At 41.3% G+C, this 23,598-nt stretch carries 22 protein-coding genes; 8 read left to right on the top strand and 14 right to left on the bottom strand.

The window, feature by feature from the left end:
* Positions 1-31: 31 nt before the first annotated feature.
* Positions 32-2,095: a glycosyl hydrolase 115 family protein gene (locus IGI76_RS07890; protein WP_438781322.1), complete on the bottom strand. Its 2,064-nt coding sequence runs from the start codon at positions 2,093-2,095 to the stop codon at positions 32-34.
* A gap of 406 nt (positions 2,096-2,501) precedes the next feature.
* Here IGI76_RS07890 and IGI76_RS07885 point away from each other — a divergent pair, with 406 nt between their 5' ends.
* The 3 genes from IGI76_RS07885 to IGI76_RS07875 all read left to right on the top strand — a co-directional run bounded on the left by IGI76_RS07885 (position 2,502) and on the right by IGI76_RS07875 (position 3,451).
* Complete coding sequence (locus IGI76_RS07885; protein ID WP_118215235.1) at positions 2,502-2,906, top strand: hypothetical protein; 405 nt, start codon at positions 2,502-2,504, stop codon at positions 2,904-2,906.
* Between the two features lie 39 nt (positions 2,907-2,945).
* The gene (locus IGI76_RS07880; protein WP_221928419.1) at positions 2,946-3,059 is read left to right on the top strand and encodes an AAA family ATPase; all 114 of its coding nucleotides are present in this window, start codon (positions 2,946-2,948) and stop codon (positions 3,057-3,059) included.
* Between the two features lie 116 nt (positions 3,060-3,175).
* Positions 3,176-3,451, top strand: coding sequence for a hypothetical protein (locus tag IGI76_RS07875; RefSeq protein WP_438792256.1), 276 nt, complete (start codon positions 3,176-3,178; stop codon positions 3,449-3,451).
* 213 nt (positions 3,452-3,664) lie between these two features.
* On the opposite strand, the gene IGI76_RS07870 is transcribed toward IGI76_RS07875, so the two are convergent.
* From IGI76_RS07870 to lepA, 3 genes are all read right to left on the bottom strand, one after another.
* The gene (locus IGI76_RS07870; protein WP_438781319.1) at positions 3,665-3,916 is read right to left on the bottom strand and encodes a hypothetical protein; all 252 of its coding nucleotides are present in this window, start codon (positions 3,914-3,916) and stop codon (positions 3,665-3,667) included.
* A gap of 272 nt (positions 3,917-4,188) precedes the next feature.
* On the bottom strand, positions 4,189-5,139 hold the full coding sequence (locus tag IGI76_RS07865; protein WP_375853319.1) for a zinc-binding dehydrogenase: 951 nt from the start codon (positions 5,137-5,139) through the stop codon (positions 4,189-4,191).
* A 180-nt stretch (positions 5,140-5,319) separates the two neighbouring features.
* Entirely contained in the window at positions 5,320-7,155 is a 1,836-nt protein-coding gene (gene lepA / locus IGI76_RS07860; RefSeq protein ID WP_005226023.1) for a translation elongation factor 4, read from the bottom strand.
* 145 nt (positions 7,156-7,300) lie between these two features.
* Here lepA and IGI76_RS07855 point away from each other — a divergent pair, with 145 nt between their 5' ends.
* From IGI76_RS07855 to IGI76_RS07840, 4 genes are all read left to right on the top strand, one after another.
* Positions 7,301-8,515, top strand: coding sequence for a GNAT family N-acetyltransferase (locus IGI76_RS07855; RefSeq protein ID WP_005226022.1), 1,215 nt, complete (start codon positions 7,301-7,303; stop codon positions 8,513-8,515).
* Between the two features lie 51 nt (positions 8,516-8,566).
* The gene (locus IGI76_RS07850) at positions 8,567-9,052 is read left to right on the top strand and encodes a nucleoside 2-deoxyribosyltransferase (RefSeq protein ID WP_010748216.1); all 486 of its coding nucleotides are present in this window, start codon (positions 8,567-8,569) and stop codon (positions 9,050-9,052) included.
* Positions 9,053-9,718: a hypothetical protein gene (locus IGI76_RS07845; protein ID WP_016609503.1), complete on the top strand. Its 666-nt coding sequence runs from the start codon at positions 9,053-9,055 to the stop codon at positions 9,716-9,718.
* Positions 9,719-9,995: 277 nt separating this feature from the next.
* Positions 9,996-10,181, top strand: a complete 186-nt coding sequence (locus tag IGI76_RS07840) for a hypothetical protein (RefSeq protein ID WP_005226019.1) — start codon at positions 9,996-9,998, stop codon at positions 10,179-10,181.
* 61 nt (positions 10,182-10,242) lie between these two features.
* Here IGI76_RS07840 and lepB read toward each other — a convergent pair whose 3' ends face one another.
* The 4 genes from lepB to clpB all read right to left on the bottom strand — a co-directional run bounded on the left by lepB (position 10,243) and on the right by clpB (position 16,241).
* Positions 10,243-10,812 (bottom strand): signal peptidase I, encoded by a 570-nt coding sequence (gene lepB, locus IGI76_RS07835; protein ID WP_074933965.1) that lies wholly within the window; start codon positions 10,810-10,812, stop codon positions 10,243-10,245.
* Between the two features lie 166 nt (positions 10,813-10,978).
* Positions 10,979-11,932 carry an ABC transporter ATP-binding protein gene (locus tag IGI76_RS07830; protein WP_010748213.1) on the bottom strand — a complete coding sequence of 318 codons (954 nt, stop codon included), beginning with the start codon at positions 11,930-11,932 and terminating at the stop codon, positions 10,979-10,981.
* On the bottom strand, positions 11,929-13,470 hold the full coding sequence (locus IGI76_RS07825) for an ABC transporter permease/substrate-binding protein (protein ID WP_438781317.1): 1,542 nt from the start codon (positions 13,468-13,470) through the stop codon (positions 11,929-11,931). Before IGI76_RS07825 ends, IGI76_RS07830 begins: the two co-directional genes overlap by 4 nt.
* A 167-nt stretch (positions 13,471-13,637) precedes the next feature.
* Positions 13,638-16,241: an ATP-dependent chaperone ClpB gene (gene clpB / locus IGI76_RS07820; protein ID WP_438781315.1), complete on the bottom strand. Its 2,604-nt coding sequence runs from the start codon at positions 16,239-16,241 to the stop codon at positions 13,638-13,640.
* 308 nt (positions 16,242-16,549) lie between these two features.
* On the opposite strand from clpB, the gene IGI76_RS07815 reads away from it, so the two are divergent.
* Positions 16,550-18,076: an ABC-F family ATP-binding cassette domain-containing protein gene (locus IGI76_RS07815; RefSeq protein WP_438781313.1), complete on the top strand. Its 1,527-nt coding sequence runs from the start codon at positions 16,550-16,552 to the stop codon at positions 18,074-18,076.
* A 38-nt stretch (positions 18,077-18,114) separates the two neighbouring features.
* On the opposite strand, the gene IGI76_RS07810 is transcribed toward IGI76_RS07815, so the two are convergent.
* From IGI76_RS07810 to IGI76_RS07785, 6 genes are all read right to left on the bottom strand, one after another.
* Positions 18,115-19,146, bottom strand: coding sequence for a lysylphosphatidylglycerol synthase transmembrane domain-containing protein (locus tag IGI76_RS07810; RefSeq protein ID WP_005231344.1), 1,032 nt, complete (start codon positions 19,144-19,146; stop codon positions 18,115-18,117).
* 27 nt (positions 19,147-19,173) lie between these two features.
* A complete protein-coding gene (locus tag IGI76_RS07805) occupies positions 19,174-19,446 on the bottom strand; it encodes a DUF1294 domain-containing protein (RefSeq protein ID WP_010748207.1) in 273 nt (90 codons plus the stop codon).
* A 33-nt stretch (positions 19,447-19,479) separates the two neighbouring features.
* Complete coding sequence (locus tag IGI76_RS07800) at positions 19,480-20,388, bottom strand: diacylglycerol/lipid kinase family protein (RefSeq protein ID WP_438781310.1); 909 nt, start codon at positions 20,386-20,388, stop codon at positions 19,480-19,482.
* A 99-nt stretch (positions 20,389-20,487) separates the two neighbouring features.
* Entirely contained in the window at positions 20,488-21,720 is a 1,233-nt protein-coding gene (pepT, locus tag IGI76_RS07795) for a peptidase T (protein ID WP_005226010.1), read from the bottom strand.
* A gap of 11 nt (positions 21,721-21,731) precedes the next feature.
* Positions 21,732-22,850, bottom strand: coding sequence for a Nif3-like dinuclear metal center hexameric protein (locus IGI76_RS07790; protein WP_288722814.1), 1,119 nt, complete (start codon positions 22,848-22,850; stop codon positions 21,732-21,734).
* On the bottom strand, positions 22,847-23,542 hold the full coding sequence (locus IGI76_RS07785) for a tRNA (adenine(22)-N(1))-methyltransferase (RefSeq protein ID WP_413153351.1): 696 nt from the start codon (positions 23,540-23,542) through the stop codon (positions 22,847-22,849). Before IGI76_RS07785 ends, IGI76_RS07790 begins: the two co-directional genes overlap by 4 nt.
* Positions 23,543-23,598 lie beyond the last annotated feature (56 nt).

The following is a 23,598-nucleotide window of genomic DNA, read 5'->3' as shown; positions in this document are numbered from 1 at the left end:
AGATCTACTCGCGTCTTTAAAAGTACTTATTTCAATACATTAAGGCTACTCTGATTTTTCTTGCTAACTTTTCATCCGTCAACGCTTTTTTAGTATTTGAAAGCAACATAACTCTTGATTCAGTGGGATCCATAATATATTTTCTCTCCCACTGATCTTGATCTGGACCATCGCCAATGATACGAATGTAAGACAACAGACTTTTGATCATCTCTTTTGTCAATGTTAGGTTGGTATAGCCATCATTTTCATAAAAATCATACCATGTATCACTAGGATTTTCCTTCAGTATTTGAATTAGTTGATAGATTTCTTCTAACGCATCGAAAACTATTACAAATACAAAAACCATTTCTTCCCGATCAATCATCTGATAAGCGTCTAACAAATGGAGCAATGCTTTTAACGTTTTGCATTGAACGGCTACTGAGAGGTAAATATCATTAAAAAAGCGAGCATTTTGCGCACGTTTATCCTGAAGGGATGATGTAATCTGCTGGCATCTCAGCAATAGATTCTCCCAGGCTGCTATCTTTTCTCCTACCATAGAGAAAATTTCTGTGACTTGCTCCTTGATTTTCCGATCACCCGTCAACCATTCTATCCTCGGAATTTTTGTTTCTTGCTTGAGCCAAGATTGAATAATTTTTCGAATCAAATAACAGGCAAACTCGTCCCCAGCGGTTTGATCCTCCTGTGTTCCATAGCGAATAATCGCTTCAAAGTAAGCTTCATAGACAGCTTGGATCTCTTCTTGCTGATTTTGATAATATTGTGTTACATGCTCTGAAATTATCTCTTGATTGGTTCGTAACTGATAATCTGCTCGCCAGAAATTCGCTATTTCTTGTAAGAACAAAATATGCGGTTTTATGTTGCCTGTATTGACTAAGACAAACTTATCCATCTTGACTTCTCTAACCGCCATTAACTCTCTAGAAACAAATTCTGGGCTATTAGGCAAGATCGTCAAGAAATTAGATGCTTGTAAATCATGAAAGGCAACGTGATAATAGATTCCTCTTGATTGATTTGGTTTTGATGTGTTTGTTAACACTTCATCTCGTGGATCGTGATTTTCTTGTCTACGAGAAACCATTTTGCCATAACCATTATCCGCCCAAATCTCAATCACATCATCTGGAAGCTCAAGTAAGCCAAGATTAAATAATTCCGTCATCTCCCCATAAATGTTCACTGAACATACTGCATGAGGATCGATTTCTTTAACCATATGGTATTGCAGATGGACGACTTCGTTGATCACTGCTGCTTTTTCCGCTGCTGACAACTGTCGATCAAGATCTTCTGCCCAGAAAGGACAATCCCCTTGTCCCCGAAAACCGAGTGTGTAAATAACGTTGGTACCCTTTTGCTCGTGTAAGGCTTTTTTCCATAATTCCTGAAACAACGCAAAATGTTCCTCATATGAAGCCTTCAAACCAGGATACCTTCTAGCAAACATCTCAGCGCCTAGTGGCTCGGCATGATGATGTGTATAGATCAACCCCATCGCTTGCGCACTTTCTCGATGTCTATGACTGTTCTTATCTGTTCCAGGGATGATGACATTTCCGCCTAAACGTAACAATGTTTCATAAATACGTTCCCATACATATTCATTTGAACCATTATCTTCCCATTGATCCAGCAGCAACTCATCATTAACGAACCAGCCCCGATAGTCCGTTGCAAAATCAGGCAATGTTAAGTCAAAATCTGTCCATTTAATAAACGGCTTTTTTATTGGGGGAATCTCCATAAAATACCAAAAAGGTTGAACATCTAAAATTTTATGTGAGATTTCAAGAACCCCATACATTAATCCTAACGGTGTTTCAGCACACACTTTTACTTTATCTGACGATACGAAAAGCATATGAAAAGCATCCGTTTCATTTTTTCCATCAAGTAAAACCAATTCAATTTCATTTGCCTTCCTCGTGTCTGTCACAACGGTTAAAATGTCACGCTGCAAGATCTCGCAAGCATGTCCAATCACTTCATTTTTCAACTGTTTTGACGTGACAGAAGTATTTTTCGAAATGAAAAATGTTGTTTCCATGTAATCACCCGTTTCATCTTTTTCTTTCATTATTTTAACTCTAATGAAAATCCAACTACTGTACTGTAACTAATATTCTATCTATAACTTGATAGTCAATTCGCTCTTAGAAAAAATAGGACCACATTCTAAAAATCATTCTAATAATCCCCATCTAAACACTTTGAGATCGTTTACAAGTATAGAATAAACGAAACCTTTCCCCAAAAAAATAGAGAAAATCGATGAAAAAATTAAAAAAACAGACTTTTTTCGTATTGTGGTTTTAATCGTCTTCTTTTAAGTAAACACGTCTCTCATAGATAGATTAATTTAATTCAATCAATAATTTCGTCCTTCCCATTACTAGATTGGCGATACAAGTTAGCTTAAATTTCCCTCGCTTAGCACCTTCATCCTGATATAATGAAGTAAATCAACGACAAGGAGCCATAGCATGTCAAAAATAATTATTTCTGGAAGTATCGCTTTTCAAAAGGATTTTGAAGAACTGACGAATACACTTACTGAAAATGGTCATCAGGTGATCAATTATCCAAAAGCCACGGACGATCTTTCTACTCAGTTTCCAACCTTATTCGTAGACTTTTATAAAGACATAGAAAAAGCCGAGATTTTTTATTTATATAACACAGAAAAAAATGGCATCTGCGGTTATATCGGTGCAGCTGGCTTTGCGGAAGCAACCTTTGCTTTGACTCGAAAACTACTGTACGGACAGAAAATCCAATTGTTTTTGCATGAGGAACCGAGTGAAAAAGTAGCTTGCTCTGAAGAGATTGGGCTGTGGAAAGAGAATGGTTGGATCACAGTTAAAAATCTAAACACGTTTTTGGATTGAGAAAAAAATACTTTTTATATGAAAGCTGGCGGTAGTCTGATGAAAAAGCTTATATTGATCAGTGGTACGATGGGAATTGGTAAATCAACTATAACTGAAGAACTATCCAAACAAAGCAGTCTGTTTACCTTGACGGGGATTGGTGCTGGATGATGAATCCGTTTATCGTCAATGAAGAGAATAAGGATATGGTGATCAACAATATCCATTTTCTGTTAAACTCTTTTATCAATAACTCTATGATCAACGTCATTTATTTTTGCTGGGTTATGGATGAGCAAAAAATTGTGGATCGAGTCTTGAACGGCATCGCATTGGAAGATATTGACGTGCAACACTTCTCATTAATTGCCTCGCCAGAAAAATTGCAGAAAAACTTTGAAGGAGATATAACCACCGGGAAACGAACACTATCTGATTTACAGCGTTCACTGGATAGGTTACCAAAATATACTGAATTGCGTTCAAGAAAAATTGATATTTCCCATTACTCTGTTGCGGAGACCGTTTCAAAAATAAGAAAAATAATTTTAGCATCTTCTTAAATATTCCTTCAATTAGTAAATTTTGGCCCATGTTTTTTAACGCAACTATTATCAGAGAGCTACTTCTTGTGACTGACACAAATAAGCCCACACTCATAAGAGCATGGGCTTATTGAGATCATTGTCAATTCTAAATCTTCAATTGAAATCTGGCTTTTATCAATTCAGATTTCAATTGCTGAATAATGGTGACAATTTCTTATTATTCTTCAATTACATATACTTCTCAACTTCATCAATTTCTTTTTGTAGTGCTTTTTCATCGTACTTTTCATACTTACCGGCTTCGTGTGCGATCTTTTTGATTTCATGAATCGCTTTTTTCTCAACGATCCATTTCTTCATACTATGTTTTTTTGCATTTGTATCTAGTGTGTCTAATTCAGCTAAATTTTCATCTAACTTATCAAGAACCTCTGCAATTTTTACCAATGCTTTTGCTTCCTTTTCTTCATAGTTTGTCATAGATATCACTCCTTAAGTATTTGATATATTTATCTTACTGCTGTAATTAAATATTTTCAAATTAAATGTACTGTGTATCACAAAGTTTTATCTTATTCTCACTGAATAGATAAAAACTATAATTTTTTTGCAATATTCTATTCATTTTACATTTATTTTTATCCTTAAAGATGTATCATAAGAGAACTATCGATTGTATAAAAAAATGTCTTAGTGAAACATCAAACATTCGGTGTATCGTTTGCAATAAAAACATCTAGTTTTTTACCTTCTTATGGTTGCAGCAGAATTTTACCGATACTTTTTCCAGATTCTAGATAATCATGGGCAGCTTTTCCGTCAGCTAATGAAAAAATGGTTGGTTGACTGATTTTCATTTGATCCTTGCTAAAGTAGTCAAACAATCGAGAGCTTCTTCTCTCCCGCTCTTGAAAACTTGTCAAGTAATCCCAGAGATCTCCTGTCAAAATACTTTTTGATTTAGATAGCAAGGGAATAAAGTCGATCGCTGGAGGATTTCCGCCGGCCATGCCAAAAAAGACAACCTTCCCTCTATTTTTGAGCAAGTCGACACTTTCGGCTAATGTATGCCCAATGCCATCATAAACGGTATCAAAGAAAGAAGTGTAGGTATCTTGCCATTCTGTATTTCTTAAAAAGACTTGTTTTGCTCCTTGGTCTAAAGCCAGTTGTCGCTTTTCTTCCGTAGAAGTGACGCCATACACTTCTAGGCCATCTGCGGTTAATAGTTGCGATAAAATTTGTCCGACGCCACCACTTATCCCATGGACGAAGACCTTACTATGATTCACATTATTGCCAAGATCATGAGCTAAAAAATCAGCTGTCAACCCTTGCAGACCGATACTGGCTGCTAATTTAGGTGGTATACCTGATGGAATACGGATAGCATTTTCCTCAGGGACAGCCACCAATTCTGCATTAGCAAAAGGAACATCCACAAAAAGAATCGTTTCTCCTAGCTGAAACTTGGAGACAGATCTTCCTTTTTGAACAATCCTCCCTACCCCTTCATAGCCATTAATAAGAGGGTCTCGGGATTCAATATGATAGTTACCCTTTCTCCGATAAATATCAGCATAATTCAACCCAATATACATCATCTCTACCATTAGCTCATTTTCGTGAATGATGGGATCAGGCAAATCCCCATATGTTAAAACAGTTGAATCACCGAATTCATTAAAATACAACGCCTTCATGCGCAAATCATCTCCGATCTTCAATCTATCAAAAGCCACGCATCAATCGATTGAAACTATCTACTAAACAACCGATGAATGTCCCTTCGGTCATTCTAGATTTTCCTTTTATTCAAAAAAAGCACCTTCTCTCGAAGGTACTTTCATTCTATTCCTCTTGATGAATTCCGTCAAAACAGATTATTTCTTCGGTTCGTCCTCATCCATTTTCAGAACTGCCATGAAGGCTTCTTGCGGTACTTCGACGGAGCCGATTTGTTTCATCCGCTTCTTCCCTTCTTTTTGTTTCTCTAGGAGTTTGCGTTTTCGAGAAACGTCACCGCCGTAACATTTCGCCAATACGTTTTTACGCAAGGCTTTGATGTCGGAACGCGCAACGATTTTTTGTCCGATGGCTGCTTGGATCGGTACTTCAAATTGTTGTCGTGGGATCAGTTTTTTCAGTTTTTCAACGATGGCTTTACCGCGTTCATACGCAAAGTCACGGTGAACGATAAAGCTTAACGCATCGACTTTTTCAGTATTCAGCAAGATGTCCATCTTCACTAGCTTGCTGGTGCGGTAACCAGACATTTCGTAATCCAGTGATGCGTAGCCTTTGGTGCTGGATTTCAATTTATCAAAGAAATCAAAGACGATTTCCGATAGTGGGATCTCATAAACGACGTTTACACGATAATCATCCAAGTAATCCATTGTGACAAAGTCTCCCCGTTTGCGTTGGGACAATTCCATTACAGCACCGACGTAATCATTAGGCACCATGATTTGTGCTTTGACGTAAGGTTCTTGTACGTTTTCGATCGTGACTGGTTCAGGAAATTCTGCCGGGTTATCAACGACCACCATTGAGCCATCTGTCTTGTTGACATGATAGATTACGGAGGGTGCAGTCGTAATCAACTCAAGGTTAAATTCACGTTCTAGCCGTTCTTGCACGACATCCATGTGTAATAGGCCTAAGAAGCCGCAACGGAACCCAAATCCTAATGCTTGAGAGGTTTCTGGTTCAAATTGCAATGCTGCATCATTCAATTGTAATTTTTCCAATGCTTCTCGAAGGTCGTTGTAGCGTGAAGTATCGATTGGGTACAATCCGCAATAAACCATCGGATTCATTTGACGATAACCAGCTAAGGCTTCTTCTGCTGGATTGTTGGCTAATGTCACCGTATCCCCGACTTGGGTATCTTTAACGGTCTTGATGGCAGCAGTGATATACCCAACATCGCCCACCATCAACGCATCTCGTTGAATGGCTTTTGGTGAAAAGACACCAACTTCCGTAACATCAAAGGTCTTGCCATTGCTCATCATTTTGATTTTATCTCCAGGTTTGACCATCCCGTCCATGATGCGGACGTTTAAGACCACCCCACGATAGGAATCGTACACGGAGTCAAAGATCAACGCTTTTAGCGGTGCTTCAATATCACCTGCTGGAGCTGGGACATACTCAACAATTTGTTCCAAAATGTCTTCGATCCCAATACCTGCTTTGGCACTTGCTAAAACAGCTTCACTGGCATCGATACCAATCACATCTTCGATCTCTGTTCGTACTCGCTCAGGATCGGCAGCTGGCAAGTCTATTTTATTAATGACTGGTAGAATCTCTAAATCATTGTCTAACGCCAAGTAGACGTTTGCCAATGTCTGTGCTTCGATCCCTTGAGCCGCATCAACGACGAGCACGGCGCCTTCACAAGCGGCCAAACTGCGGGAAACTTCATAGGTGAAATCGACGTGCCCTGGGGTGTCGATCAAATGGAAGATGTAGGTTTCTCCGTCTTTGGCGGTATAGTTAAGTTCCACGGCATTTAATTTGATCGTGATTCCTCGTTCACGTTCAAGATCCATGGAGTCTAATAGTTGGTTTTGCATTTCTCGTGACGTCACCGTATGGGTTTGTTCCAAAATACGGTCCGCCAATGTTGATTTCCCATGGTCGATATGGGCGATAATGGAGAAATTACGAATCTTCTCCTGTCGTTTTTTCATTTCTTCTATGTTCATGGATACGTTCCTCATTTCTTTTAGTCAGCCTTTCTATTATACCAACGAAACGCCAATAGATAAAGTATTTTTCTTAACCGTTATTTAGACATATTCATTCAGGTTTTGCTATACTAGAGCTAGCAAATAAATTGGAGTTGAAAGAATGGACAATAATTTTCATCAAAATCTACATATTCGAGCGGTGGAAGAAAAAGACGTTGATCAGTTCAACGAACTGTTAAGCTATGTTTTTCAGATCACTGAATCGGATATTGAAGAAAGCGGCTATGAGAGCAAACGGGAAATGATCAAATCTAAGCGCCCGATCTTAGAGCTTTCCAAAGTCTTTGGCTGGTTCAATGAAGACAAGTTGATCTCGCAAATCGCCGTTTATCCTTGTGAAGTCAATATACACGGCAAATTGATCAAAATGGGCGGAGTGACCGGTGTTGGGACCTACCCAGAATATGCCGGACATGGCCTGATGAAAGACTTGATCAAGCTTGCCTTAGAAACGATGCGGGAAGATCAGCAATGGATCTCCTACCTTTACCCTTATAATGTGCCCTACTATCGTCGCAAAGGCTGGGAGATCATGTCCGACAAGCTGACCTTCAAAATTCGTGATACCCAGCTTCCGAAAACCAAAGAAGTCCCTGGGATCGTAGAGCGCAAAGAAGTGGATGATCCTGATGTCTTTACTGTCTACAACCAATTCTCCCGCGACAACCATGGTGCCTTGCAGCGGACCTCTTTTCACTGGGAAGAGTATTGGCGCTATGAAAATGAAGAAGAGCGCACCGCGGCTGTCTATTACAATGCCAGTGGTCATCCGACTGGTGTACTTTTTTATTGGGTAGCCGAAGAAGTCTTCCATGTAAAGGAAATGTTCTACTTGAATCAAGAAGCCCGCAATGGTCTTTGGAATTTTATCTCTGCCCATTTCTCAATGGTTTATTGGGTCAAAGGAGACATATATTCAAACGAACCCCTGTCCTTCTACTTGGACGATAGCCAAATCAAAGAAACCATCGAGCCTTATTACATGGCGCGGATCGTCGATGTTGAACAGTTTTTGAAAAACTTCCCATTTGAAGCCTTCCAAACACCCTTTCACTTTGTTGTTTCCGACCCAGTTGCCGATTGGAACAACGGGATCTTCGGTGTCCAATACAATCACGGGGAGATCGTGGTTTCAAGAGAAGCTATCGGAAAAGCGGTCCAACTGGATATTCAGACATTGTCGTGTCTGTTGATGAATTACCGCCGTCCGGCTTACTTAGAGCGTGTGGAACGGCTAAATACCGATTCAGAAACACTGGCATTACTGGAATCGATCATCCCTGATATGGAAGCCTATTTTAGTGATTATTTCTAAACAACGAATCAACAAAACGTACAACTATGAATGATTAAGGAGTGTTTTTGAATGAAACTATATTTTGCTGCTCCCCTGTTTGCTGCTAGTGACCTGCGCTACAACGCCGAACTTGTTGCGTCGATTCGTCAGCAGTATCCGCAGCTGGAGATTTATTTACCTCAAGAAAATGCCGCGATCAATGATAAATCCGCCTATGCGGATAGCAAAATGATCGCTTTGGCAGATACCGAAAAAGTGCTGGAAAGTGATTTGATGATCGCATTGCTGGATGGTTTGACCATCGATGCTGGGGTTGCCTCTGAGATCGGTGTCGCCTATGCAAAAGGCATTCCTGTTTTAGGGCTTTATACGGATAGTCGCCAACAAGGTGCCGACAATCAGCAAAAGCTGGCAGCATTACAAACCGTTGCGGAAAACCAATTCCACTATGTCAATCTTTATACGGTGGGTTTGATCAAGCTAAACGGGGAGATTTACTCCTCTGAAGCAGCCCTTTTGGCTGGCTTAGCCGACTATCTTTCGGAGGACAACTAAATGGGGCAAAATTATCAGCGACTGCAAAAGGTATTCACTATTTTCGGTGTTCTCGTGTTTTGTTTTTCTTTGTGGGAATTTTTCCGTGGGGTCTATCCGCAAACACAAGGATTGATTTTCCTCGCCCAAGCCTTGCTTGGGATTTTATTGATCTTTGTCCCAGAAATGAGTAAAAAGTTCTTGAAAATCCAGCTACCAAATGCCACCGTCTACTTTTATTGGTTTTTCTTGCTTATCTCTGTATTTATGGGGACGATCTTACATTTGATCGAAACCATTGCTTTCTGGGATAAAATTCTGCATGCGGTAAGCCCAATGGTCTTGACGGCTGTCGGCTACGGGTTGATCTGTCTGCTGCTGAAAGAAGTCAAAGTTTCAAATGTCTCTCCCTGGTTATTCCTACTGATGGGCTTTGCTTTTGCCGGCTTGTGTGGTATCTTCTGGGAGTTTTGGGAATTTATCTGCGATTCCGTTGGTGGAATGAATCTCCAACGTTATGCAACCTTAGATGGCACCCCGTTTATCGGTCGTGAAGCATTGATGGATACGATGGGTGATTTACTGACCAACACGATTGGTGCTGCCTTGATGGGCGTGATCGCGTATGTGCAAGGTCGAGGCAAACCTGATTACTTTGAAAGTTATCGGATTAAAAAATTATCATAAACGACCTTTAAGAGCTTGTTGAAACCAGCGTTTTTTCAACAAGCTTTTTTCTTTTGTTCTTTTATTCATAAAGAAAAATTTATAAAAATACTTAAATAACACATCTTATTTTTATAGATTCGCTGTCTATCAAGGTTTAACCTTTCTTACACTTCCCTATAAAACGATTACAACCACAAAAAAATTCCCTCGTTTAATCATTTTTATTTCCCCAAAAAACCATGGTCTGTTATAATTACATTATTCATTTGACGTTGCGTCAGTAAAGGAGAGGCTTATGGTTCTAACAGTGTTTTTTATTTTATGCTGCTTGATTTTTTCATCGATCACCTATGCGTTCTCTAAAGATGCTCGAAAATTTGTCCAACCTTTATCAATCAAAATTATTTTTATTGCATCAGCTATTATTGCGGTTTGGACAATGTTCTTTTCAATGGTTGCATTTGTCGCTTGGGTCATCTAAAAAACATTCTTGTCAGTAGCGATCGTTTTCGCTGCACTGGCAAGAATGTTTTTTCTTTTGATTAAAATAGTTTGAGTTGATTCAATGGCCAAAAGCGCAGCAGCACTTTCCCTTCCATTTGATCTTCCGTTACAACCCCGAAACTGCGACTGTCTCTAGAGATCAAACGATTGTCTCCCATCACAAAATAGCTGCCTTCAGGCACCGTTACTGAGAAATCTTCCGTAAACTGTTCCGCACCAGCGGCGATTTGCTGAAACATTTCGCGATAAGAATATTCGTCTTGTAATTGATCGTCTGCAAATTTCTCTTTAAACTCATCTAAATAAGGTTCTTCGTATACTTCTCCATTGATCGTTAGGACATCATCTTTCATCTCGATGGTATCACCGGGTAAACCAATCAACCGCTTGACAGCGATTTTACTTGGATCATCTGGTTCAACACATATCACGATGTCTTGTCGGTCATAGGATGAGATTTTTGATGCAATCAAACGCTGTTTATCTGCCAACGTTGGGTCCATAGAATGGCCGCTGACTTGAACTGGGGTCAGGACAAACAGACGGATGAGAACCACGGCGACGATAAAGAAAAGCAGTAACCAATTTTCTTTGAGGATTTTTACCATAGCTGCTCTTTCGCTCCTTTACTGCATCTTTTGTCATCGGCGAAAGCTTGTTCTGCCATTTTGACAAAAGATATCTTCCTCAATCTTACGTGGAATTTTTGCTTTGAGCAAGAGAAATCATCGATTTTAAAAAATTTATGATATTTCTCGTTGCGAAAAGAATCGTTTACGTACGATCACGACTCAAGAAAGCAAACACATCTTTTCGACGTAGACTCCCTATCAGTTGGTGATTTTCTTCGATCACCACCGTCTCATGACTCGCAAATAAAGTATACAACTCATTTAATGGCGTAGATGCTGCAATTTTCGGGTCAGCTTGATTGATGTCATTGCTGAAAAAGTTCATCCGTATCAAATCTCCTGCTGTGACCAGTTTCGCTTCATCTTCCCCGGTTTCTTCAAAGAAGCTTTTCACAAAAGCGGTCTTCGGTTGTGAAACAATGACTTCTGGTGTATCGCATTGAACGATCTTCCCTTGATTCATCACAGCGATGCGCGTCCCTAATTTTACCGCTTCTTTCATGTTATGCGTGACAAAAATAATCGTTGTCCCAAGCTCTTGGTGCAGATCGAGGACTAGCTCCTGTAAGGAATTACGAGAAATTGGATCAAGGGCACTAAAGGGTTCGTCCATCAGAATGATTTCGGGATTGGCAGCTAACGCGCGCAAGATCCCGATCCGTTGCTGTTCTCCACCAGACAATTCTTTCGGCATTCGATGACGGTATTGCTCTGGGTCAAGTTTGACCTGTGTCAGCAAACGATCCACGGCTTCTGAGCGATCTTTTTTTGACCACCCTAACATCTCTGGGATCACTTCGATATTTTGTTTGACATCCATCGTCGGAAACAGAGCGATTTGTTGGAGAACATAACCCATTTGCCAACGCATCTTTTGAATATTGTATTCTTTGATGCGTTTTTCTTTGAAGTAAATATCACCATCTGTCGGTTCTGACAACGCGTTGATCATCTTCAAAGTCGTCGTTTTCCCACTCCCAGAAGGACCGACCAAAACAAAGATTTCTCCTTTATTGATACTCAGATCTAATTGATCGATCACTAGTTTTTGATCAAACTTTTTACTGACGTTTTTAAATTCAATAATTGGTGTCATTCTTGTCCCTCCTTAATTAATCCTTCGTCTATCAGGAAGGTAAGTGCGACTTCTGCTGGATTTTTTCCTTCGACATTGACCTGATAATTCATTTCACTCATTTGTTCTTCGGTGATTTTCCCTGCCAACTTTTCCAATGCACGGACGACTTCTGGATGTTCCTTGGCAAAGGCTTCTTTCATCAAAGGCGCTCCTTGATAAGGTGGAAATAGTTCCTGATCGTCTTCTAGAATAACTAAGCCATATTGACGCAATTCACTGTCCGTGGAATAGGCATCCAGTAGATTGATATCACCATTATTGATGGCTTGGTAACGCAATGCTGGTTCCATACTTTGGACACTTGGAAAATCTAGCCCATAAAGTTCTTGGATCCCCGCATATCCGTCCGTCCGATCAATGAATTCGAGGGTGAAGCCAGCTTTGATTTGATTTTCGATTTTCTTCAAATCAGAGATCGTGGTTAGTCCATTTTCCTCAGCAAATTCTTTTTTGACAGCCAATGCATAGGTATTTTGATACGCCATCGGCTGAAGCAAGGTCATCTCAAACTGATCCTTCAATAGATTGACTGCTTCGGTATAGGTTTCGTCGGAGTCAAGGTTTTGACTCGCAAGCTCTTCTGGTACCTCAACTAAGCTCTCCAACACGGTACCAGTAAACTCTGGATATATATCAACTTGACCATTGTCCAATGCGCTGAATAAGAAAGAGGTTTTTCCAAAATTTGGCTCTAGTTCAACTTGGGCATCAGGGTCTTCTTGTTCAATCAATTCTTTGTACATGTTGATCAAGATATCTGGTTCAGATCCTAGTTTTCCTGCGATGGTAATGGTTTTGGGAGCGAAAAATCCGCTTTGTGAAAAGGAAACCCCACCAATCAGCAAGATGATTGCTGCCAACGTGATCAAGGTATAGCGCGGTTTTAAATGTTGTAGGTAACGAATCAGGGTACTGAAAACAATCGCCAACAAGGCAGACCCGATCGCACCAATCAACGTTAACTCAGGCGCATTTCGATCGATCCCTAACAAAATAAAGGAACCTAACCCGCCAGCGCCAATCAAAGCGGCTAAGGTCGCTGTTCCGATGATCAAGACCAGCGCCGTGCGAATCCCAGAAATTATGACAGGCAAAGCAATCGGCAATTCGACTTTGATCAATCGGCGCATCCGAGACATACCAAATGCCGCAGCAGCTTCTTCGATTGATGGATCGATCTCCGAAAGGCCAATATAGGTATTTTGAAAGATCGGCAATAACGCATAAATAACTAATGCGATCAATGCAGGTGGCGTTCCGATCCCCACGAATGGAATCAATAAACCTAACAGTGCCAGTGATGGAATCGTCTGTAACACACTCGTTATTTGTAGGCCGACTTCCGCTGCCCGTTTATGATTAACCAGCCAAATAGCTAAAGGAACAGCAATAACGATCGCCACGAGCAGCGCAATGATCGACAATGACAAATGTTCAAAGACAGCTGTCAGCAATTCCCCTTTTCGCTCATTCAACGTTTCAAAAAAAGTATTCATCTTTTCATTCCTCTCCTACTCCATAAGAACAGTATAATCGAAGTGCGAATTTCCTCCAAACAACAAGCAAGGAGAACTTTTTTGTCATATGTTGAGAGACAAAAAAACGATGGCTGCCAATGAAATGGCAACCATCGTTTTGTATTTATTCATTTGTTCTCTTTTTATTACTCGGCCATTGGCGTATTTTTAAAAACCAGCTGATCGTTCAATAATTCGATCGTGACTTGGGTCTTTGGTAAGACTCTGCCAGCAACGATTTCTTTTGCCAATGGGGTTTCGACTTCTCTTGTGATAAACCGACGGAGAGGTCGCGCACCATACGCTGGCTCATAAGCATTTTCAGCGATCCAGCGTTTGGCTTCTTCAGTGATCGTCAACAGTATATCTTGGACTTCCAGTCGTTGTGAAAGCTGTGCGATGATCTTGTCGACGATGCCTGTCACATCGCTTAGACTAAGCGGTGTGAATAAAATCGTATCGTCGATCCGATTTAAGAATTCTGGTTTGAAATGGCCTCTCAAGAGATTACGGACAGTTTCTGCAACAGTTTCTGGGATCGTCCCTTCTGCAGTCACGCCATCTAGCAAGACTTGAGAGCCAATGTTGCTAGTCATGATCAAGACGGTATTTTTGAAATCAACGACGCGTCCTTTTGAGTCTGTCAAACGGCCATCATCAAGCACTTGCAATAAGATATTGAAGACATCTGGATGGGCTTTTTCGATCTCATCCAATAAGACGATCGTGTATGGATTGCGTCGAACGGCTTCGGTCAATTGTCCGCCTTCTTCAAATCCAACATAGCCTGGAGGGGCACCGACCAAACGAGACACCGAATGTTTTTCCATGTATTCGCTCATATCGATCCGAACCATATGCTCTTCAGAGTCAAATAGGTTGACCGCTAACGCTTTCGCTAATTCGGTCTTACCGACGCCGGTCGGTCCTAAGAACAAGAAGGAACCTAATGGTCGATTTGGATCTTGCAGACCAGCTCGGGAACGAATGACTGCGTCACTGACGGCATCGACTGCCTCGTCTTGTCCAATCACTCGTTGATGCAAGGTCTCATTTAATTTCAACAGTTTTTCTCGTTCGCCCTCCACTAATTTCGCAACAGGGATTCCTGTCAAGCGGCCCACGACTAAGGCGATCTCATTTTCTGTCACTGACTCTTGAACCATCCGAATGCCTTCGTCCTGGTTTTTTTCTTCCAATTCAGCGAGTTCTTTTTCCAGTTGTGGAATCGTCCCATGACGAAGAACAGCTGCCCGTTCCAAATCATAGTTATTTTCAGCATCTTCCAACTCATGCTTGGCTTTATCGATCTCTGCCCGTTTATTGGAAACTGCATTGACTTCTTCTTTTTCCGTTTCCCACTGCATTTTCATGGTATTGACTTCTTCACGCAATTCCGCCAATTCTTCTTGTAAAATGCCTAAACGTTTTTTCGATGCATCATCGGATTCTTTTTTCAGTGCGGCTTCCTCGATCTCCAGTTGCATCAAACGTCGAGTGACCTGATCGAGCTCGGTAGGCATCGAATTCATTTCCACCCGAATCGTGGCACTTGCTTCGTCGATCAAATCGATGGCTTTGTCTGGTAAAAAGCGGTCCGTGATATACCGATCGGATAAGGTCGCAGCAGCAACAAGCGCATTGTCATGGATGTTGACGCCATGATGGATCTCGAACCGTTCTTTCAACCCACGTAAAATCGAAATCGTATCTTGAACGGTTGGTTCCTGTACCAACACTTTTTGGAAACGACGTTCCAAGGCTTTGTCCTTTTCCATGTATTGACGGTATTCATCAAGGGTGGTTGCGCCAATCGTATGCAATTCTCCCCTTGCCAGCATTGGTTTTAGTAAGTTTCCAGCATCCATGCTGCCTTCCGTCTTACCAGCACCTACAATATTGTGGATCTCATCAATAAAGAGAATGATCCGTCCATCGGCTTTTTTCACTTCTTGTAAGACGGCTTTCAAACGCTCTTCAAATTCACCTCGGAACTTGGCACCTGCGATCAAGGCACCCATATCCAGAGAAAAGATCGTTTTGTCTTTTAGGTTTTCTGGGACGTCTTTTCGCACGATCCGTTGAGCCAATCCTTCAACAATGGCTGTTTTACCAACTCCCGGTTCACCAATCAAAACGGGATTGTTTTTTGTTTTCCGAGAAAGGATGCGAATCACGTCGCGAATTTCTTCGTCTCGTCCGATAATGGGGTCCATTTTTCCGCTGCGGACTTGTTGGACCAAGTCAACGCCGTATTTTTCTAATGCTTTGTATTGTTCTTCTTGATTTTGTGAGGTCACACGATCCCCTCCTCTTAATGTTTCGATCGTTTGCTTGATTTCTTTAGCGGTGATTCCTTGTTTCTTTAAATACACCGTCAATGGATGATTTTTCAATTTCATCAACGCATAAAGGACGATTTCTGTGGAAAGATACTCGTCTTGAAATTCATTTTTTAATTGATCTGCCTCAGACAAAAGATGAAACAGATTTTGACTCATGGATTGACCATAACGAACATTTCCTCCTTCAACCGAAGGCAGTTCATCTAGTAGCTGGTCGACTTCCTTTTCAAATGCATCGACATCAAGGCCTGTATCCGTATAAAAATTGCGGCCGAATTGATTGGCTTGCAATAAAATCTTCCATAAATGCGGAATATCGATTTCTTGGTGGTGACGCGTCATGGCAATCTGCTGTGCTTCCGCGATGGCACTCTGTAATGTAGTCGTCATTTTTTCTGGGTTCATACTTTTCCCTCCCAAAATGGTAGTCAGAAAAATTAGTACGCTGCAAGCAGCTCCTTTTTTCTATTCTTCTATTATACAATATTGGTCAGTAATGGTCAAAAGATTTCCCTCGAAGATCAAGATTTTTTTCAGTATTCTTTCATGAAAATTGACAGATAGGAAGCCGCAATGGTATGCTAGGTCCTGATTGGTCAGGAACAATCGATTTTCCTGATCCTTTTGATCGCTCTTTGGCGATAGTTATTCAGTAAGATTATCTACTTAGCTGTAACGTCTACTGTTTACAGCTTTTTTATATGGAGGAAACGATGTTAACATTAACGAATATTAGCCAACAATTTGGCGACAAATTGCTTTACGAAGATGTTTCCGTTCAAATCAACCGTGGGGAAAAAGTCGGGTTGATTGGACGGAACGGCGCCGGCAAAAGTACTTTAATCAAAATCATTACAGGAGAAATTCTCCCAGACGATGGCTTTGTTCAATTTCCGAAAAATTTGAAAATGGGCTATTTGGATCAATATGTCAATGTTGATGAAACGCAATCGATCCGTGATTTTTTGCGCTCTGCCTTTGCAGAAGACTTCGAAAAAGAACAACAGATCGCAGATCTTTATACTGCTTATGGCGAAAGTCTTGACGATAAGCTTTTAGAAAAAGCCGGCGAATTGCAAAATCAATTGGATCAAGGAAATTTCTACCAAATGGATACATTGATCGATGATTTAGCAGAAGGATTAGGTATTTCGGTTCTCGGCATGGATACCCCCCTTGCTTCCTTAAGTGGTGGTCAACGCTCAAAATTGATCTTAGCAAAAATGCTGCTAGAAAAACCCGACATGCTGATTTTAGATGAACCGACCAACCACTTAGATGATGAGCATATCAAATGGCTGGTTGAGTTTTTACAGGACTTTACTGGTACCTACTTAGTCGTTTCTCATGATCGACAATTTTTGAATGAAATCACGACCCATATCATTGATATCGAATTTGGCAAGCTTTCTAAGTATACGGGGAATTTAGACAAAGCATTAAAGCTAAAAACGCTGCAAAATGAAAGTTATATGAAGCAATACGAAGCACAACAAGAGCATATCAAGAAAACCGAAAGCTATATCCGTAAATACAAAGCTGGTTCTCGTTCAACAATGGCAAAGAGTCGTGAAAAACAATTGGCAAAAATCGAACGTTTGACCCCACCCCAAGATGTCCCTAAACCGTATCTAGGATTTGATTTGGCACCGATCGTTACGACCTTGGCATTAGAGACGACCAATCTAGTGATTGGTTATGACCAAAAGCCTTTACTATCGCCAATCAACCTAACGATCCGCTATGGCGAAAAAATTGCGATTCGGGGATTTAATGGGATCGGTAAATCGACGTTGATCAAAACAATACTTGGTGTGATCCCTGCAATTGAAGGAACCGTTTCTTACCCACAGCATACAAAGTTTAATTACTTTTCTCAAGATCTTGACTGGGAGTATCCATTACAGACGCCTCTGCAATACCTCGAGGATCTTTTCCCAAAGGCAACCAACAAAGAATTGCGACGACAACTTTCTCGTGCGGGATTACCTAGCCAGCTTGCTCAAGAGGAATTGAAATTATTAAGTGGTGGCGAGCAGACAAAAGTGAAGTTAGCTGAAATGATGCTGATCAAAAGCAACTTTTTGATTCTTGATGAACCGACCAACCATATCGATCAAGACACGAAAAACAATTTGGAAGAAACCCTGGCAGCTTTCCCCGGAACCGTTCTGATCGTTTCCCATGAAGCTGAATTCTATGAATCCTTTGTTGATCGGATCATTGATTTGAAAGACTAAAAAAAACGCTTATCCTCTACTCGAAGATAAGCGTTTTTTTAACTTTCCACTTTTTCTTTTCTAAGCTCTGTCAGCTCTTGGCTAATGTCTTTGCGCTTTTCTTTCATTACATATGCAAAGCCAATAATGAAGGGCCAAATGAATGTCGCTAAGCGATACAGCAGCATAGAAGATGCTGCATCGACTGTGCCGACTAATGGACCAAAAAGCAGCATATAAATAAATTCAAAGGAACCGATCCCTGCCGGTGTTGGAATCACTCCGGACAAGACGACGGCAAAGCTGATGAAGGATAACGTCAACAAGAAATCGATCTCTGGGTGCTGCACGACAAGAATCACATAAGGGATCACGTACCAAGGCAGCATCTTCAAAAGATTCCAAAGATAGATGCGTAAAAAAGCGGTGCGGTCGGTAATGATTGCATTGACCGTTTCTCGCAAAGAATAGATCTGGGTGTTGCATTTGTCAACGATTCCTCTTAATGTCGCACTTTTGAACAGCTTATTACTGACGATCACAAAAAAGACTTGAATGTTGATACTGACAGAAAGTGCCAATAAAGCGGCAATGATCAAAAAGACGAGTACGATCCCCGCCAATATCACCCAAATCATATTCGGCGCATTGTCATAGAATAACGAGAATTGAATGATCAACCCAGCGATCGCATAAGTCAATATGGCAAACTTATACATCACCATGTGTAAGGTGGTGACCCCAACCCCTTGTGACAACTGCAAACCATTTTTACGATAAAAATTCACCTCTGAGATCAAGGTGCCCGCACCAAACGTCACGATCCGATAAAACCCACTGTAACAGACGGTTAGAAACCCCGCCTTGGTGGTGAATTCCGGTTGAAAAGTCACTGCGATCTCTTTAACTGTTCGTCCTTCAATCACTAGGTACAATGTGCCAAGCCCCATAACCAGTAAGACGACGAGAAAGCTGGTCTCTCTTAGCCCCGCTAAAATTTCCATCATCGAGTTACGGACAAAAAAATACATCACACCCAGAATGCCTACTAGTAAAAGTAAATTAAGGGCGAACTTCACTTTAGTTTTCATATTAACTCCTTGCTTGTTAAACCGAATTTATGCAAAAAAGACCATCAGCAGGATAGCAAAAACGGTGCCGAAAGCAAAAAAGAAATAAAACTTCTTCTTTCTTGTTTTGTGGCGAAACACGCGTTGCGCGATCAAACCGCCTAATCCGCCGCCAATCGCCCCCATAAAAAGGAGATTTGCTTCGGGAACCCGCCAACCTTGTTTTACTGCCTGATATTTATCATAACCCATCAGACAGAAAAGATAAAGATTGACTGCAATTAAATAAAACCACAATGGATTGTAAATCAGTGCATCCATCCATTTCCTCCATATGATTGATCGTAGGGACCATTATTTTGATTCTTGTGCTTCCTCAGGTACCAACATCGTCAACCCGTGCTTGATGACTTTCATCTCGATTGGCAGATCATCCGTTGGATCGCCGTCGGTCCGAGTATGAACCGTTTTTTCTTTCGCCTTGATCGAGACCTTTGCGGCAGTGAAGTATTCAACACTTGGCACTTTGGCAATTCTACCATGAATGATTCTTGGCAAATACAAAATAAACCGTAAAATGTTCAATTTTGGCAAAAGAATAACATGGAACAAGCCATCGTCAGGTTTTGCTTCTTCATCAAAGTTCTTAAACCCACCTGCTGAATTCGACATGACGATCGTCAGTAATTGACTTTTCCCTTGCCATTTCCGTTCGTCAGCGATGACTTCCAATTTGTATTGTTTCTTTTTGATCAACAGATGAATGAACCGTTTCATAAACGCCAACGGACCGTAATGTTGTTTTTCTTCTTGGGAAGTTGCTGCTGCAGTATCTGCTAAAAGACCAATAGTCATCGTCGAGATCATTACTTGATCATTGACCATCCCATAATCGATCGGACGTCCAACCCCTGTTAAAATATTCTCAAACGCTTCTTCTGGCTTGACTGGAATACCTAACATTCGAGCGAAGTTATTTACCGTTCCTCCAGGAATGATCCCGATCTTCAGCTCATCCAGCTTTTCTTTGAATGTTTGCAGCCCATGATGGATCGTTCCATCCCCACCAATAATAACAATCGTATCGACAGCATGTTTCTTGGCTGCCTCTTTAACATCCTCAGGGTCAACATCGGGATTTGAAGCTTGTAAAAACACTTGATGCTCATCGCCTTGTTCACTCACATAGGCTTGGAATTTTTCTGCTGTTTCTTTTGCTTCACTTTTCCCCGCTGTATCGTTGTATAATACGAGAATTTTCATCCTATTCACATCCTAATAAAAGGCCGGGCCTTACGCAATACCTGCGTGAAGAGTTCCCAGCCCTAAAGTTGTTCTTTTCTTTCAATGAAGAAGCTGCTGCTATGCTTGCGCATTCAGTTCGGCGATTTTCACGATCACATCGGTCGCTTTCATCATTGATTGTAGTGAGACGAACTCATAACGTCCATGCATATTTTCTCCACCAGCAAAGATATTCGGGGTTGGAATCCCTAGATAGGAGATTTTCGAGCCATCCGTACCACCACGGACAGGTTCTGTCATCGGTGTGATTCCAACTGCTTTCATCGCATCTTTCGCTAAATCAATGATGCTCATATCTTTTTCGATGATTTCTTTCATGTTGTAGTATTGATCATATAGATGTACGTGCACTCGTGGTTCATCAAAGCGGGCATTCAAGCTTTCTTGAACCGCTAATAATTGTGCTTTTCTTTCTTCAAAACGACTCCGGTCATGATCTCGAATAATGTATGCCATTTTCGCTTCTTCTACTGAACCACTAAGGCTCATCAAATGGAAGAACCCTTCTGTCCCTTCGGTTTTCTCAGGAACTTCATCAGCAGGTAGCGCATTTTGAAAATCGACTGCTAGTTGCAAGGCGTTGATCATGGTGTCTTTGGCTGTTCCAGGGTGGACATTTTTTCCTTGGATCGTAATTTCAGCTTGCGCCGCATTGAAGGTTTCGTATTGCAATTCTCCTACTGGACCGCCATCCATTGTATAGGCAAAATCAACATTGAAATCTTCCACATCGAACTTATCTGCACCAACACCAATTTCTTCATCAGGGCCAAAAGCGACTTTGATTTCCCCATGCTTGATCGTTGGGTTTTTCAGTAAAATTTCCATGGCTGTCATGATTTCTGCAATACCTGACTTATCATCAGAACCTAATAAAGTGGTACCATCAGTAGTGATCAAGGTTTCCCCAGCATAATTTTTTAAATTCGGAAAATCTTTTGTGTTTAATGTGTATTTTCCTTCTTTATCTAATTTAATGGTCGATTCGCCATCGTAATTTTCGATGATCTGCGGATCAACATTTTCTGCATTAAAATCGGCGGTATCCATATGGGCGATAAAACCGATGGAGCGCACGTCATGATCGACGTTACTTGGTAATGTTGCGATCACGAAACCATTGGATTCATTGTAATGAACATCGCTTAATCCTAATTCTTCAAGTTCTTTTTGCAGTTCTTTAGCAAACGCGACCTGTGTTTGGGTGGAAGGTGTTGTGGTGCTTGTCGCATCTGAGCGAGTTTCTGTTTTGACATATTTTAAAAAGCGAGGCAATAAATTTTCGTACATAAAAGATTCTCCTATCTATAGTCAAATGGATTTGTTGAAGTGGTGGAAGGAACAAAGGTCACAGCCCAGTTCTCTTCTGCTTTCCACTGATTGAATTTCTCAATAAACCGAGGAATACATTCCTTTTCGATGTTGTGCCCTGGATCGATCGCGATCAACCCATTGGCTTGCATGTCATGGGCGAAATGGTAACTGATATCGCCAGTGATGTACACATCCGCTTGATGGCGTAAGGCATCGGAATAAAACGATTGGCCACTGCCGCCGCAAATGGCGATTCGCTGAATTTTTTCAGGTGCGTTAGGAAAACTGACAACACGTAAAGCAGTCAAACCAAACCGCTCTTTGACACGTGCGACAAACTGATCAATGGAAAGAGGCTCAGCGAGGTTGCCAACCCGTCCGATTCCATAGGTCTTCGGCAAATTGTCTAAGGCATACAGATCATAGGCTGGCTCTTCGTAAGGATGAGCAGCGATCATTGCCGAAAGGACCTTTTTCTCGATCGTTTCTGGAAAAATGACTTCGATTTTCGCTTCTTGCACCTGTTCTTCTTTTCCAATCTCACCGATGGCAGGATGCGCCGCTTGCTGTGGCGTAAAGCGACCGGTGCCAATCAATGAATAGCTGGTGTTTTGGTAATTGCCTTGCTGACCAGCACCAGCTTTTCCTAATGCCTTTCGCAATGCTGGTGCCGATTCAACAGGTGTAAATACAGCTAACTTCTTCATTTTTACTTGATGGGTTTGCTTCAAGTACGTATCTGGTTCAACTTCTAGCAGTTCACAAAACCAATCGTTCAAACCGTCTTCAATAATATCCATATTGGTGTGGGCGGCGTAAACGGCGATATCATGCTTGACGAGATCCATCAACATCTTTTGTTGCGGATCATCGGTCAGCAAGCGGTTCAAAGGGCGAAAGATCGGTGGATGTTTCGCGATGATCAAGTCGATCTTTTTCTCGATGGCTTCGGTTACCACTTCTGGACGGACATCAAGGGTCATCATGACTCGCTCGAGGGGTTTGTTTAATGTACCAACATGCAGACCAACAGGATCGCCTTCTTCTGCCAACCATAATGGGCAATATGCTTCAAAGCGTTTGATAAATTCTTGACCAGAAATCATGCCAGTACCTCCTTGATCCATTCGATTTGTTCTTTCAACTCATTCATTTTCTCAGCAGGTGGTTCTTTGGCTTTCTCTAACTCTTTGACCACTCGTTGACGCTGCTTCAATTCATGCTGCCATTTTTTATAAAAAACTGGATTTTTTTCTTTTAATAAAAAGGGACCAAAAAATAATTGCTGGGGCGTGTACGTCGCTTTTCCAGTTTCCGCAACGATGATTTCGTAATTTTTGTCATTTTCTTCTAACAGCACTTCATGAATGATCGTAAAATTGTGATCAACGAGCCATTCCCGCAAGGTTCTTTCGCCAACATTCGGTTGTAAGATCAAACGTTTGACCCCCGCTAAGCGATTTTTTCTGCTGCCTTCTTCTAAAATAGAGCGAATCAAAGTCCCCCCCATTCCAGCAACAACAACCGTGTCGATTTTATCTGCTGGCTGAATAGCGTCCAATCCGTCTGCTAAGCGCACCACGATCTTCTCTGTTAGCCCGTTTTTACGTACTTGTTTACTGGCAGAATCATAAGGTCCTTGAACGACTTCTCCAGCTACAGCATAAGTGATTTTGTTCTGCAGCATCAATGCCACAGGTAAATAAGCATGGTCGGAGCCGATGTCGGCGATACGTGCTTGGTCGGGAATTTGTTCGCCCACGCAAGCCAAACGATCCGATAATGCATGTTCGTTCATATTGTCACTCCTTCTTTCGTAGTATAACACGCTTTCCATAAATAGAAAAAAATGTG

Source organism: Enterococcus sp. DIV2449a (assembly GCF_051711225.1).
GTDB classification, from domain to species: domain Bacteria; phylum Bacillota; class Bacilli; order Lactobacillales; family Enterococcaceae; genus Enterococcus_D; species Enterococcus_D casseliflavus.
The sequence above is the reverse complement of the archived record's forward strand: the minus strand, read 5'-3'. Positions and strand labels throughout refer to the sequence as shown.

Coding starts and splice junctions, on each gene's coding strand:
- IGI76_RS07890 (WP_438781322.1), bottom strand. CDS start 2,095: ATGAAAGAAAAAGATGAAACGGGTGATTACATGGAAACAACATTTTTC.
- IGI76_RS07885 (WP_118215235.1), top strand. CDS start 2,502: ATGTCAAAAATAATTATTTCTGGAAGTATCGCTTTTCAAAAGGATTTT.
- IGI76_RS07880 (WP_221928419.1), top strand. CDS start 2,946: ATGAAAAAGCTTATATTGATCAGTGGTACGATGGGAATTGGTAAATCA.
- IGI76_RS07875 (WP_438792256.1), top strand. CDS start 3,176: ATGGATGAGCAAAAAATTGTGGATCGAGTCTTGAACGGCATCGCATTG.
- IGI76_RS07870 (WP_438781319.1), bottom strand. CDS start 3,916: ATGACAAACTATGAAGAAAAGGAAGCAAAAGCATTGGTAAAAATTGCA.
- IGI76_RS07865 (WP_375853319.1), bottom strand. CDS start 5,139: ATGAAGGCGTTGTATTTTAATGAATTCGGTGATTCAACTGTTTTAACA.
- lepA (WP_005226023.1), bottom strand. CDS start 7,155: ATGAACATAGAAGAAATGAAAAAACGACAGGAGAAGATTCGTAATTTC.
- IGI76_RS07855 (WP_005226022.1), top strand. CDS start 7,301: ATGGACAATAATTTTCATCAAAATCTACATATTCGAGCGGTGGAAGAA.
- IGI76_RS07850 (WP_010748216.1), top strand. CDS start 8,567: ATGAAACTATATTTTGCTGCTCCCCTGTTTGCTGCTAGTGACCTGCGC.
- IGI76_RS07845 (WP_016609503.1), top strand. CDS start 9,053: ATGGGGCAAAATTATCAGCGACTGCAAAAGGTATTCACTATTTTCGGT.
- IGI76_RS07840 (WP_005226019.1), top strand. CDS start 9,996: ATGGTTCTAACAGTGTTTTTTATTTTATGCTGCTTGATTTTTTCATCG.
- lepB (WP_074933965.1), bottom strand. CDS start 10,812: ATGGTAAAAATCCTCAAAGAAAATTGGTTACTGCTTTTCTTTATCGTC.
- IGI76_RS07830 (WP_010748213.1), bottom strand. CDS start 11,932: ATGACACCAATTATTGAATTTAAAAACGTCAGTAAAAAGTTTGATCAA.
- IGI76_RS07825 (WP_438781317.1), bottom strand. CDS start 13,470: ATGAATACTTTTTTTGAAACGTTGAATGAGCGAAAAGGGGAATTGCTG.
- clpB (WP_438781315.1), bottom strand. CDS start 16,241: ATGAACCCAGAAAAAATGACGACTACATTACAGAGTGCCATCGCGGAA.
- IGI76_RS07815 (WP_438781313.1), top strand. CDS start 16,550: ATGTTAACATTAACGAATATTAGCCAACAATTTGGCGACAAATTGCTT.
- IGI76_RS07810 (WP_005231344.1), bottom strand. CDS start 19,146: ATGAAAACTAAAGTGAAGTTCGCCCTTAATTTACTTTTACTAGTAGGC.
- IGI76_RS07805 (WP_010748207.1), bottom strand. CDS start 19,446: ATGGATGCACTGATTTACAATCCATTGTGGTTTTATTTAATTGCAGTC.
- IGI76_RS07800 (WP_438781310.1), bottom strand. CDS start 20,388: ATGAAAATTCTCGTATTATACAACGATACAGCGGGGAAAAGTGAAGCA.
- pepT (WP_005226010.1), bottom strand. CDS start 21,720: ATGTACGAAAATTTATTGCCTCGCTTTTTAAAATATGTCAAAACAGAA.
- IGI76_RS07790 (WP_288722814.1), bottom strand. CDS start 22,850: ATGATTTCTGGTCAAGAATTTATCAAACGCTTTGAAGCATATTGCCCA.
- IGI76_RS07785 (WP_413153351.1), bottom strand. CDS start 23,542: ATGAACGAACATGCATTATCGGATCGTTTGGCTTGCGTGGGCGAACAA.